The organism is Nostoc sp. TCL26-01, assembly GCF_013393945.1.
In the GTDB taxonomy this organism is placed as follows: domain Bacteria; phylum Cyanobacteriota; class Cyanobacteriia; order Cyanobacteriales; family Nostocaceae; genus Trichormus.
This window is the reverse complement of the sequence record NZ_CP040297.1, coordinates 4,845,167-4,858,724: the sequence shown is the minus strand read 5'-3', so window position 1 is coordinate 4,858,724 and position 13,558 is coordinate 4,845,167. Positions and strand designations below refer to the sequence as shown.

Genomic DNA, 13,558 nt, shown 5'->3' with positions numbered 1-13,558 from the left:
CGCTTTTCATGCCGATGAAGTACACCTGTTTAGTCCAGAGGTCGTAGGGGCGGGTTAAGTGAGATATTAGTGAATGATGTCAGCATATTTGTTAACCCGCCCCTACCGCTTGTGAGAAATGTGGGTAGCCTCTGTTGACTAAAAATCTGTACCGCACTTAACGGAGAAACGCCATAATATTTAGCTTTCTTAATTTTTACCAGATATTTTAAGGAGGTGGATTGTCCTCATCAGGTGGAGTCACACCGCCACCGCCTTGATTATTATCAGGTGGAGTCACGCCGCCACCGCCTTGATTGTTATCAGGTGGAGTCACGCCGCCACCGCCTTGATTATTATCAGGTGGAGTCACACCACCACCGCCTTGATTATTATCAGGTGGAGTCACGCCGCCACCGCCTTGATTATTATCAGGTGGAGTCACACCACCACCGCCTTGATTATTATCAGGTGGAGTCACACCACCACCGCCTTGATTGTTGTCAGGTGGAGTCACGCCACCTGAGTTATTGTTACCAGGATTTTCACCGGCGTTACCAACAGGTTTGTCATTCCCTGGATTACCAGTAGGCGGATTCTCATTTCCAGGTTTAACTACAGGGGGATTCTCATTCCCAGAATTGTTGCCACCAACAATATTTTCTTGCCTATCTTCCAGTCTTTGAGCATTATTAAACAGAATTTCTCCCGTTTCCACTAATGAATCAACCAGTGATTCATCCGTAGTTAGATCAGCTGAGGCGTTTTCTTGATCAACCTCTTCACTTGTTAAGTTAGAAGTACCAGTAGTCAAATCTAAAAAAGCTGGGTTATCCATGACCCCTTGACCAACAAGAGGTGACTGCATTGATAAAGCGGCAATAATTTCTGCTTGCACACTAGCAATAGCTGGGTCTGTAGTTGCAGATGAATCTTGTTTAGTTAAATTCAGACCTTGAGTTAATTCGCTTGTTTCATAAAAATTCTGCAAATCAAAATCATAAAGACCTGTAATTTCACCTTTGGTTATGACTAACAGTTGTCCTGCTTGTAGTTGTTGAGTTTGAGAAGCATTTTGATTAGAAACGGCAATACCACTATTTGTTAATGCACCTACAACAGTAGTATCGGTTCTTTGATCATAGCGGACAAATAATGCAGAACCACGAATGGCGGCGGCAGCACTTGGCGTTTGTATACGTGTTTGTCCCCTACCTGGTGGAATTAGTAGTAAAACTGTACCGTTAGAAAGTCGAAAATTCCGCGTCTTAGGCATGAATTGGAATACGGCTTGTTCACCAACTCTGGCTAAAGAACCGTCATTAAAACGCAAGTCTGCTAAAGAAGCTCGTCCTGTTGATAGTCCATCTCCGGGAATTATGGCATCTGCTTGGCGTGCTGGACGCTTATTTCTATTAGCTCGTTGAATTAATTGGACAAAGTTACGCAAACTTTGAATCTCAGCACGGGTTAAAGGAGTATTAGCTTTTACCTGATTTGACCAGGTTAATACTATCACCCCACACAATCCAATTGCTGTTAATAGAGGGAACAGTTTTAATCGCATAATTGCTAATTAGAAATATTTTATACTGTTGATCATCCAGCAAAATTTTTAGTTATATTTTTCATCTCTCCAACCATAACATGAGGTTGTGTATGCTTAGGTGTATGATTTAATCTAATTAAATATTTAAATCATCTCTAGGAATTAAGATTGATTCTGGCAAAAACGCTGCATATCTGGAACTTAAGACACAATGTCTGTATACTTTCACTCCCAACGCCATTAATACCAAGTGTTAAGATGCACCTCCACATCTGGAAAAATGTTTTATTGACAATTTTATTAGCCTCCAGTGGCATACTTACTTGTGCCATGAAAGTAGATGCAACATGGGTTAAACAGTTAGATACCGCACATTGTCAAACCGGTGTAAAAGCACCGAAAAAAAATTATCCGATTAAAGACCAACTTTTTCACCTATGTCAAAATAGTGTGGTACAAGATGGGGATTCTCCTCTACCTCAAAGTGATGTGTTTGACATCAAAGTTTCCGACGCGATCGCCTTAGATGTTTCCCCAGCAAAATTTCTCACAGCCCAAGCTACTGAACCTAATTCTACACCTCCAGATAGTCCTAATGTCAGTCAACAAAATAACACTCCTCCACCACTAGAAGGACAGCCGAGTGAATTTCCTCCGACCACGCCAAAACCAATAGAGCAATTGTTAGATTCACCACCAATCAATAACAATGAGCGACTAGAAAGACTCCGGCGAAGATTACGAGAAATCAAACAACGCAGTTCTCAGGCAGAAAGCTATCGGGAACTAGGGTTAAGGGTGCGGTCGAGAGATTTGCCACAGCCATTAGAACAACCTCCACTACCACCTGAACGGACTGAACCTAAGTTTAAACCTATAGGTTCTTTACAGGCTCGTGTAGGTTTTTTCCTAACAGATAATATTTTTTCCTCTGATATTTTACCAATAGAAGATAGCTTGTTTTTTTATGGATTAAGGCTGGCATCAACTTATGTTCCTGTGGCAAAAAACACTTACTTAAATGCGTCAATTGATGGTAACTTGATTCGTTATGTCAATCAATCAAAATTTAACTACAACCAAATAGTATTTGGTGTGGGGATATATCAGCAGTTATCGCGGCGGATGTATGGGGAAATTAAATGGAGTAACCAACAATTATTTTATGCCAGAAATAGTGATGTGTTTCAAGCAGGCGATCGCTTCTTAAATGAGAACGCTTTCCGCTTATCATTAGGCAGACGAGATCCTCTCACCAAAAGACTCATGATCGATAGTTTTTATGAATTTAGTTGGCACTTAGCTGATCCAGATAACCGTAGTCGGCTGATTAACTCTTTTTGGCTATCTTTAAATTACTATCTACAAAAACCGTTACAAGTTGGCTTAAACTACCAATTAAATTTATCAGATTTTACAGGACGTGAACGAAGTGACCAATATCATCGCTTATATGGACACTTAATTTATCGCTTATCTAATTCCAGTAGCATGAATATTCAAACTGGCATTAGTTTTGGCGATTCCACAGCCAAAAATATTGATTTTGAAAGCTGGTTTGTCAATGTTAATTACAATTTGAAAGTGGGAGAATTTTAAGTCTGCCAATATTTCTCAAGACATTCGTTAATTATTGCTTCTATAGGAATCATATTTGATTTCTGTTGGCGTAGCCTGTGCTTACACAAAAAAACTCAATACACCTCTATCACTTCTTTTTCTGTTACCTGTTATACCATTTCACGTTAATCATGATACACATGAATTATGTAGAGACGTTGCAATGCAACGTCTCTACTGTTTCACATTTAAAGGAAATTGGTATTACCTGTTACCTGTTACCTGTTACCTGTCTACGCAAGAAATTTCAATAATCAAGTCGGATTCCTATATGCTCTCAGAACGGTTTACCCAAGCACTCGTCTATGCTACTGAACTTCACGCTAACCAAGTGCGTAAGGGTTCTGGTGTGCCTTATATTGCCCATTTACTAGGTGTTGCTAGCATCGCGCTAGAATATGGGGCGAATGAAGATGAAGCGATCGCAGCTCTCCTACACGATGCTGTAGAAGATCAAGGTGGTGCAGCAACACGAGCTGAAATTCGTCGTCGTTTTGGTGAGAGTGTGACGGCGATCGTTGATGGTTGTACAGATACCGATAGTACACCTAAACCCCCTTGGCAACAGCGTAAGGAAGCATACATTGCTCATATTGCTCATGCTTCTCCATCGGTGCTGTTAGTATCAGCTGCTGATAAACTCTACAATGCTCAATCTATTCTCAAAGATTACCGCCTCGTAGGTGAATCCCTGTGGGACAGATTTCAAGGAGGCAAAGCAGGCACTCTCTGGTACTATCGATCGCTAGTGGATGCCTACCACAAAATCGGCACTAGACCAATTTTTGCAGAATTAGCCAGAGTCGTTACCCAAATAGAACATCTAGCATCTGATCAAAATTTACAAACATGAATTTTCTTTTATGTCATAACAAAATACCCGATTTCTCTGGGAAGTCGGGTATCTTGCAACTAAGTAAAACTAATACTCTGGACTCTAGCGGAACATACTACTAACTGAGGTATCTTCGTGAATCCGCCAGATAGTCTCCCCTAATAAATTAGCAACTGATAATACTACTAATTGGGGGAAGCGATCGCTTTCTGGTATGGGAATTGTATTGGTGACAATTACTTCTTCAAACAAGCCACTAGACAATCTTTCAACTGCTGGAGGAGAAAATACTGCATGGGTAGCACAAGCATACACTTGACGCGCCCCTTCGTCACGCAATAACTTAGCACCAGCAGCGATTGTCCCACCAGTATCAATCATGTCATCAACCAAAACTGCGGTTTTGCCTTTGACATCACCAATAACATTTAAAACTTCAGCAACGTTGTGTGCTTGACGACGTTTATCAATAATAGCTAGTGGTGCATCATTGAGCTTTTTGGCAAATGCTCTTGCTCTCGCTACACCACCAACATCAGGAGAAACAACGACAATGTCATGCAGTTGTTTGCTGACTAAATAATCTAAAATAACAGGCGAACCGTAAACATGATCAAAGGGAATATCAAAATAACCCTGTATTTGTGCAGCGTGTAAATCCATTGCTAACACACGGTTAGCACCTGCTTGGGTAATCAGGTTAGCCACCAACTTAGCTGTAATAGACTCTCTACCTGCTGTTTTACGATCAGCACGAGCATATCCATAGTAAGGAATTACTGCTGTTACCTGTCGCGCAGAGGCCCGCCGACAGGCATCAATCATAATCAGTAATTCCATTAAATGATCGTTTACAGGTTGACAGGATGGTTGAATCAGATAAACATCACAACCCCGAATTGATTCCTGAATTTGAACATATAGTTCCCCATCCGCAAATCTTTTGCGAATCATGGGGCCTAAGTCCATACCCAGGTAACGAGCGACTTCTTGAGAAAGTTGTATATTGGCAGAGCCAGAAAATAGCCGCAGGCGATGATTTTCGGTCGGGCCTGTGGCTGCTGGCTGCACTTTTAAAGTTGCAGAACTGAGTACAGCAGATCCTCGATGTGCATTCATGGCAATCTTAGCATTAGATATTTAGTGGATTTAACTGAAAGAGTCTCAAAAAAAACATCTGTGTGTTTTGTTAAAGCTTTCATAAATACTTTAAATATTTCTCAATATAATGATCACCTGCTCATTTTTTAGCCTTTATGACAAACAAAGCATTCTACAGATTAGCCGATGCTAAATCCAGAAACTAATCTCTTAATTAAACTTGGTTGATGATAATAACCACCAAATTTTTCCGAGGTTAGTGCGCATATAATACCGCTTTTACCCATTATATTGCTATCTGAGGGTCAATCAATTGTGAATTTTAGATTTGCTATTTTTAGGTTGGCTGTACCCACTTTTGGGATACAGCTTGGTGATTTTAGATTTGTGCCACCCAAGAGGGACGGGGATGATACTGGAAAACCAATCCAAAATCTAAAATTGCCACAGTCAACTATTCACGATTTAGCTGAATTGAGGATGATAGCAATCACCAATGCCAAAAACACCAACTAACAAATGTCTGAAGGACATCTGAACGTTCGTTCAATATTCTATAATAATAGTCGCAGAATTATAATATAAACTAACAAGCTAGGTTTTTAGTTGTAAATTACAAAAAATTCTTGATTTGCAGATTCATGAGAACTATAACTTAATTGACTTGTAGCTGATGAGTTACTGACTCCAGGGTGAAAAGTTGCTGGTTTAGGAGTTATGCGATCGCTTAGTAGAAAGCTCATACAAACACGAAGATAGTCAAAATCAAAGTTGTTGAGACTGTAGACTATTTGCGGTTAACAGACGAACACAAAAAATTCCTAAAGATTTTCTAGGTCTTGTATTTGTCTGAGCCATAGTTTTTGATGAGAGTAAATCATAGATAGGTGCTAATCGATTACCCTTCAGGATAAAGAGTAAGGTAATACTGCCAATTTTTGTGATAATTGGGGATTGAGCTAATTACGAAAATTTTTTGCTATTTTTCACAAGCTTATTCAGGTTGGTGAGATATGTTGAAAGGGTTTTTTACTACCCTGGAAAAATTAGCTTCGAGTTGGGGAACTATACTAAGACTATCAACGAAGCTGTAATCTGAGAAGCCGAGCTAAATTCTACCACGGCAATTAAAATCATTAAAACAGTATTTCTATAGAATTTTAAAATTTAAGTTATGAAAATTTTAGTGAATTTTCACAAGCAGACAAGATTAGAGAGTAATGTAAAGCCCTTCTCTACGAGAGGCTACGCCAACGGGCATGGCTGCGCTTAGAGCGTTAGCAGGAGGATGAGTAGTGTACTGAGTCAAAATACTCACTGAGGAAATCTAGTCTAGCGAAGCGTCACCCCACTAACGAATTTTCCGATGGCAAATCTCACTCACAACTCCTCGCTTTCTACATTGCTTGCAAGTTTACCTGCCGTGTACGGTAGAATATCGCCGCAGGTAAATGTTGGTCGCCGCTATGATTTATCTTGGTGGGTGACTTACTTCTTCCTGAGTTGCCTTTATACTCTATTGATTAATCATGCAACCACCAATTTTAATTGGCACAGTCCTGCAAAACCGTTACCGTATAGTGCAAATTCTCGGACAAGGAGGATTTGGTAGAACCTATCTAGCTGAAGATCAAAGACGTTTTAATGAACTATGCGCGATTAAAGAATTGATTCCCTCGGCAACAGGAACTTTTGCTTGGGAAAAGGCACAAGAATTGTTTCACAGAGAAGCGGCTATCTTGTACCAAATAGAACATCCCCAAATTCCCAAATTCCGTGAAAGATTCGAGCAAGACCAGCGCTTATTTTTAGTGGAAGACTATGTTGCAGGTAAGACTTATCGGGATCTGCTAAGTGAACGTCAAGGAATTGGTCAAACTTTCACTGAGTCAGAAGTCTTACAGTTAATCCGTTCTTTGTTACCTGTGCTGGAACATATTCACGGACGAGGAATTATTCACCGGGATATTTCACCAGAGAATTTGATTTTACGGGATAGTGATTCTGTACCAGTGTTGATTGACTTTGGGGTGGTGAAGGAAATAGCGACTCGTTTGCAATCTCCAGATATCACCACACCAATAACAACTGTAGGAAAATTAGGCTATGCTCCTAGTGAACAAATGCAAACTGGGCGAGCTTACCCTAGTAGTGATTTGTATGCTTTAGCGGTTACTGCCATAGTTTTATTAACTAGCAAGGAAGCAGCAGAATTATTTGATGAAAACCAACTCAGTTGGAATTGGCTGCGGTGGGTGAGGGTAAATCCTTTATTTGCACAGATTGTCAATCGGATGTTGAACTATACACCAGGCGATCGCTTTCAAAGTGCAACTGAGGTCATGCAAGCTTTACAATTAATAGACCAGCCCAGTGTTAGTTTACCTAATTTACCTAATCCTGAAGTTTCCCGCATTCAAACAGTTGCTGTTGGTCGTCGTCCTGATGCGGTAGCACCACCACCGCCACCCAATAAACCAGACCCCATAATTACACCCAGTCGGCATAGTTCAGTTTTAGATAATCCCTTGGCTTTAGGAGCAATTGGTAGTGCGGTAGTTATTTTAGCTGGTGTTGGTTCTTGGGCTTTGGTCAGTTCTATCCGTTCTCAGTCCTCACAGTCGAATCAAACACTACCACCGCAAACTTTTCCTTCACCAGTGGTGACTGGTGGAACGACATTTTCCTCAACCACCCCAGAACCATCTATCGTCAACAAACGACTCAATTTTGACGCGGCTAATACTGCTACTGTTGCAGATACCCTCCAAGCAAATCAAGTTATTCAATATAGTTTTTCCGGGGAAGCCGGAGATAAGTTAACTGCCTTTGTTGACCAAAGTGGAGGTGTTTTACTCACAGTTCTCACTCCTAATCAACAGCCAATTGACAGCAGCGCTCAACAAGTAACAAATTATGTCGGGACATTGCCAAATACAGGTAGATATACTATTCAGTTAACCCTCACTGCTGGAGTGGCTGCCAGCGACTATAACCTGAATGTGGCAATAGAAAAAGCAATTAAAGCAACGCCAACATTTACCCCGACACCGACACTCACACCGACATTTACCCCGACACCGACACCCACACCAACGCCCACACCCACACCCACGCCCACACCAACGCCCACACCCACACCAACGCCTACACCTACACCCACACCCACACCTACCTTCAATCCAGAAAATAGTCCTCCGCCTGTAAATGAAACTCCAAATTTATTTCCTGAACTACAAAATTCACCCTAAGCTATGACGCATTTACATTTTATATTTTGTGTTCAGATGCTCAAAAGGAGCTAGTACATTGAGAGACTCCTTGTCAACCTGAACAGTAGACAAGCCGTAAATTACGACTAAGTTTTGCTCTCTCAATCACGATCTACGAGATAATTACAATGCCCTGTAAGATTCTTGACCATCATCATACAAACAGGACTTGATTAAAAACTTATTTCGGGAGGGTATGATGCGCGAGTCAGTCATTTATCAGGAAATTCTGGCTGAAGGTGAACAACGCGGACGACAAGAAGGACGACAAGAAGGCGAGCGATCGCTTATTCTCAGACTCCTGAATCGTCGTGTGGGAGAATTACCTCAACAGGTTTGTGAGAAAATAGAAACTCTCTCTATTGAACAATTAGAAAATCTCGGTGAGGCATTATTAGATTTTCAAACACTTGCAGATTTAGAAACTTGGTTCAGCACATTGGAGTAGCACAGATAGACAATGGATGCTAATAGCTAGAAAGTCATTTTTGTCTAGTACATCACGGCAAAAATTAAACCTGCTATTTTAGTGCTATTGACTGCAAAAATTGCCCATTTTACCCAGATTGTTTACCAGATTGTTAAAGTCACTACTGATTACTGGAACTGATACCGAAGCTGGCAAAACTGTTTTAACTACAGTTTTAGCGGCCTATTGGCAAAAACATCACCCAGATCAACCCTGGGGAATTATGAAACCGATTCAATCGGGAGTTGGCGATCGCCAATGGTATGAAAATTTATTTAAGCTAGAACAATCGGCAACGGAAATCACGCCTCTATACTTCCAAGCCCCTTTAGCCCCGCCTATCGCCGCCGCTAAAGAAAATCGCTCAGTGGATTTAGCGCTAGTTTGGCAGACTTTAACACAATTGCGATCGCGCTACGATTTTATCTTAATTGAAGCTGTCGGTGGCTTGGGTTCACCAATCACAGATGAGTTGACTGTGGCAGATTTAGCCGGAGAATGGCGTTTACCCACAGTGTTAGTAGTACCGGTTAAATTAGGAGCGATCGCTCATACAGTCGCCAATGTAGCATTAGCTAGACAAACACGGGTGGATCTCAAAGGTATTGTCTTGAACTGCACACAACCCCGAACCGAGGAAGAAATCGCTGACTTGACACCATCTAACTTAATTCAATCTCTAACCAATATTCCTGTATTAGGCTGTTTACCTTACATCGATAACTTCAGCGACTTTGATAAGCTAGCACAACTTGCATCTAATTTAGATTTAGAAACACTATTTAAAGAAGAAGTCAGAAGTCAGAATTCAGGAGTCAAAGTTAATTAGTGGCGGGTTGAATCTCCCACTCTCTTACAAAGTTCTGAGCCGATAGCGTAGCGTTAGCGAGTCTGCGAGCGTCGGAAACCTCGGCTCAGACTTTGCGCTAATTGTACCCTTCGGGAACCCGAAGGGTAGACCACTAAACGCTAAGTTTTAGATGGATCGACTACTCTGATTGAATGGGATTGTCTTTCGGGTTAACTAAGCGCAGCAGTTTTTGCTTAATTTGAGCATCGAATACTTCCCATTTCATTCTGGCGTAAGCGGAGTTTTCATTACTACCAGATAAGAAACCCATCGGAATTTCAAAGCCACCCGCACCTGTACGTCCACCACCAAAGAAACGCCCGGTGCTATCTTGACCAAAGGCTTCTTTGATAAATTCATCAGGGTCTAAAGTGAGTTTGGTAGTTCTCAAAGAACCAATCACTACTTCTAGCTCATCATCCTCATCGTGAACAATGCCGTAAACTACAGCAGTGTGGACGTTTTCTTCAGTGACGAGGAAATCTGCGGCTTGGGGGATAGCGTCACGGTCATCGTAGCGTAAATAACCTACACCAGCAATGGAAAAGTTATTTTGCACTATACGATTTTTTAGCGATCGCTCAATCACGTCCATCACCCGTTTGGAACGGTTAGCTTGAAGAATCGCATTCAGCAGTTGAGCATCGTAAAATCGACTCAGATAAGCTGCTGCCATGAAGTCTTCTTCCTGGGCTTGCATTAGTCGATTTGTATCTGATCTTAAACCGTGCATCAAGGCAGTAGCGCATTTGACGTGCTGGCTGATACTGCTATCTAAAGCCAGTAACCCTGATTGAAGATATTGCGTAAAAATGGTAGCAGTTGCTCGTACATAAGGACGAACATCCACAAAATCTGCTTTTAAGTCTGCCTGTAAGCTATGGTGGTCAATTACTGCTACTAATGGTATGCCTGCTTGCTGCACAGATGAGAGGATTTGACTGGTTGTACCTTGGTTATCGATTAAGACAAAACCTTGATAACAGGACAAATCTTTACCTTTAAGATTTTGCTGTGTCCAACGCTGGGCTGGTAAGTTTGTCAGCTTCACTAAAGCAATGTTTTCTTGGTGGCTTAAAGTCCCAGCGTAAATAATCTCACACTTGATATCGTACTGCTGGGCAATTAATTGATAAGTCCAGGCACAAGATAATGCGTCAGGGTCAGGAAAATCTTGCAAAATTATCAACTGACGCTCATGTCGGTGTGATAACAGGGTTCTTTGCAATTCTTCTGATTTTTGAAAGGCTAGGGAATTACTACGTTGCCCTGTATAAACTCCTACCCCTTCGCCCGTGGATGTTGGCAAGGATGATTTAGTCAGTATCACTTCTACTTCTTTGTCTATTTCAGGCTCTTCCGGATTTGGCTCCGTAGTGGATGAAAAACTCTCAGACTGCTTAAACGAAGAATTCAATTGCATAGGGAAAGTCTTTGTGAATGTGAGGCTCCATTGATTTTTTTAGAGACATAAAAATCAGCAGATAATGATTTGACCCCACACTCTGATCTTCGCAAAAATTTAGCAATATGGGGATACATATCTCGGTATATTTTTTGTCCACAAGCAGTGTTAGCTGTTAACTCAATTTTCCTAAAATTTATATCTAAAGTTACTTCCTCCTCATCTCTAATTCTCTCTAGCCTCTTGTGGCACACACATTAATATAAATATCATCATGATAATTTTTAATAAAATAACTGGGAAGACTTGTTATTTTAAGATTAAATGAGTTATAATAGTAGACTGTTGGATTTTTTTAAGCTCACACTGTTCTCTTAAGTTACAGTGGGTAAACCTCTGCATCACAAGTTGGAAAACAGATAAGCTTCGTTTCCATAAAGATTACCAATGGAGCAATGCTTGTACTCAAGTTTGTACACGGTGCTTGCAAAACAGGTAAACGAATCTAGCACCTAAAAAAGGTGACAAGCAACCCGTGTATTTCAGGCTAATGATTCTAGTGTTAAAGTCCTATGACATATTTTTGCCACTCTTGATGGAGTCCACTCTTGAGGTGTTTGCTGACCTCAAAATAAAGACTGCTATAAGGTTGACGAGGAGGATGGCGCAGCAACATATGCGCTTCCTGTGGTGTGCGATTACCTTTTTTGACATTGCAACGGACACAAGCTGTCACAATGTTTTCCCAACTATCGCCTCCACCACGCGATCGCGGAATGACATGATCCAAGGTCAATTCATCGCCTGTGTAGCCACAGTATTGACAGGTATGTCCGTCACGATGCAGTATATTTCGGCGAGTTAAAGGAATTTCCTTGTAGGGAACACGCACATAATGGCGCAACCGAATTACGGTTGGCAACGGAAACTCCGCGTAAAGGAACTTGCCGTTATGTTCAACACGTTCTGCCTTGCCCTTAATAAGTAAAACCGCAGCGCGACGCCAGCTCGTGATATTAAGCGGTTCGTAAGAGGCGTTTAGGACTAAAACCTTCCCCATTGATTAGCGCTCAAGGTATTAGTTTTACATATATTAACACAAATCTACTCTTCCTGAGAGATGAGAATAAATTATACGTTCGCAAGTATTTAGAGGCGAGTGAGGGAGTGGGGGAGTGAGGGAGAAGAAGAAATGCTAATGACCACTGACTATTGACTAATGACTATTGACTAATGACTATTGACTAATAAACTGATCAGTGGTGTGACAGGAGGAAGTGAAAATGTTAAGTCGCAAGCTGGCTTCAAGCATGGCTTCTCAAGAACAGGGCGATACTTATGCTTGGTTCTCTCAACGTGCCTGGGTGGAAATTGATTTAGAGGCGTTGTCACACAATGTTCGACAATTAAAACAATTTTTATCACCACGTACTCAGTTGATGGCAGTCGTCAAGGCTGATGCTTATGGTCATGGTGCGGTGACAGTTGCCCAAACGGCTTTACAATCAGGGGCTAGTTGGTTAGGAGTTGCGACAGTTCCCGAAGGTATTCAATTGCGGGAGGGGGGAATAAAAGCACCAATTTTGATTTTAGGGGCTGCCCATACACCAGAGCAAATTCAAGCGATCGCTCAATGGCAACTCCAACCGACTATTGGCAGTCCCAAACAGGCTTTAATATTTTCCAATACTTTAGAAAATATTCAATTTGGTTCTTCTTTACCTGTACACATTAAGTTAGATACGGGTATGTCGAGGTTAGGTACTAATTGGCAACAAGCAGGGGAATTTGTGCAGTTGGTAGATCGTTTACCTAATTTGCATATTGCCAGCGTTTACTCTCACCTGGCTACAGCCGATAGTCCAGACCCGTCAATTATGACAGAACAACACAGGAGATTTGAGGAAGCGATCGCCCAAATTAAATCATTAGGTATCAAAATTCCTAGCCTACACTTGGCTAATTCTGCTGCCACCCTCACCAATCCCCAACTACATTACGATATGGTACGTGTGGGATTAGCTGTTTACGGACTCTATCCAGCCCCGCATCTGCAAAATAGCATCGACCTCAAACCCGTTCTGCAAGTGCAAGCACGAGTTACCCACATCAAAACTATTGCTGCCGGTACTGGTGTGAGTTACGGACATCAATTTATAGCTCCTCAAGAAATGCGCCTTGCTGTTGTCGGTATTGGTTACGCCGATGGTGTACCACGTAATCTGTCCAACAAGATGCAGGTATTGATTAGGGGTCAGCGCGTGCCACAAATCGGGGCAATTACAATGGATCAGTTGATGGTGGATGCGAGTTCTGTCCCAGATATCCAAGAAGGGGAAATTGTTACTCTATTGGGTGAGCAAGGCCAGGAAAAAATCTCTGCTGATGATTGGGCAGAAAAATTAAATACAATTTCTTGGGAAATTCTCTGTGGCTTTAAGCATCGTCTGCCCCGTGTCGGTGTGATGTAATTAAGCA

10 protein-coding genes and 1 pseudogene are annotated in these 13,558 nt (G+C 41.6%); 6 read left to right on the top strand and 5 right to left on the bottom strand.

Going from position 1 to position 13,558, the window contains the following annotated elements; genetic code table 11:
• Positions 1-208: 208 nt before the first annotated feature.
• Complete coding sequence (locus tag FD725_RS20985; protein WP_179049934.1) at positions 209-1,546, bottom strand: FecR domain-containing protein; 1,338 nt, start codon at positions 1,544-1,546, stop codon at positions 209-211.
• Between the two features lie 240 nt (positions 1,547-1,786).
• Between FD725_RS20985 and FD725_RS20980 the strand changes: the two genes are divergently transcribed.
• Both FD725_RS20980 and FD725_RS20975 read left to right on the top strand, forming a co-directional pair.
• Positions 1,787-3,127 carry a hypothetical protein gene (locus tag FD725_RS20980; protein ID WP_179049933.1) on the top strand — a complete coding sequence of 447 codons (1,341 nt, stop codon included), beginning with the start codon at positions 1,787-1,789 and terminating at the stop codon, positions 3,125-3,127.
• Positions 3,128-3,419: 292 nt separating this feature from the next.
• The gene (locus tag FD725_RS20975; RefSeq protein WP_179049932.1) at positions 3,420-4,001 is read left to right on the top strand and encodes an HD domain-containing protein; all 582 of its coding nucleotides are present in this window, start codon (positions 3,420-3,422) and stop codon (positions 3,999-4,001) included.
• 84 nt (positions 4,002-4,085) lie between these two features.
• Here FD725_RS20975 and FD725_RS20970 read toward each other — a convergent pair whose 3' ends face one another.
• On the bottom strand, positions 4,086-5,102 hold the full coding sequence (locus tag FD725_RS20970; RefSeq protein ID WP_179049931.1) for a ribose-phosphate pyrophosphokinase: 1,017 nt from the start codon (positions 5,100-5,102) through the stop codon (positions 4,086-4,088).
• Positions 5,103-5,686: 584 nt separating this feature from the next.
• On the bottom strand, positions 5,687-5,827 hold the full coding sequence (locus tag FD725_RS20965; protein WP_179049930.1) for a hypothetical protein: 141 nt from the start codon (positions 5,825-5,827) through the stop codon (positions 5,687-5,689).
• 786 nt (positions 5,828-6,613) lie between these two features.
• Between FD725_RS20965 and FD725_RS20960 the strand changes: the two genes are divergently transcribed.
• The 3 genes and pseudogenes from FD725_RS20960 to bioD all read left to right on the top strand — a co-directional run bounded on the left by FD725_RS20960 (position 6,614) and on the right by bioD (position 9,654).
• On the top strand, positions 6,614-8,335 hold the full coding sequence (locus FD725_RS20960) for a serine/threonine-protein kinase (protein WP_179049929.1): 1,722 nt from the start codon (positions 6,614-6,616) through the stop codon (positions 8,333-8,335).
• Between the two features lie 178 nt (positions 8,336-8,513).
• Positions 8,514-8,804, top strand: a pseudogene (locus FD725_RS20955) (DUF4351 domain-containing protein); the annotation flags it as partial.
• A 130-nt stretch (positions 8,805-8,934) separates the two neighbouring features.
• Entirely contained in the window at positions 8,935-9,654 is a 720-nt protein-coding gene (gene bioD / locus FD725_RS20950) for a dethiobiotin synthase (protein ID WP_179051627.1), read from the top strand.
• A gap of 160 nt (positions 9,655-9,814) precedes the next feature.
• On the opposite strand, the gene FD725_RS20945 is transcribed toward bioD, so the two are convergent.
• Positions 9,815-11,098, bottom strand: coding sequence for a bifunctional oligoribonuclease/PAP phosphatase NrnA (locus FD725_RS20945; RefSeq protein WP_179049928.1), 1,284 nt, complete (start codon positions 11,096-11,098; stop codon positions 9,815-9,817).
• A 544-nt stretch (positions 11,099-11,642) separates the two neighbouring features.
• Positions 11,643-12,140, bottom strand: coding sequence for an HNH endonuclease (locus FD725_RS20940; RefSeq protein WP_179049927.1), 498 nt, complete (start codon positions 12,138-12,140; stop codon positions 11,643-11,645).
• Positions 12,141-12,363: 223 nt separating this feature from the next.
• Here FD725_RS20940 and alr point away from each other — a divergent pair, with 223 nt between their 5' ends.
• A complete protein-coding gene (gene alr, locus FD725_RS20935; protein WP_179049926.1) occupies positions 12,364-13,551 on the top strand; it encodes an alanine racemase in 1,188 nt (395 codons plus the stop codon).
• Positions 13,552-13,558: the final 7 nt, after the last annotated feature.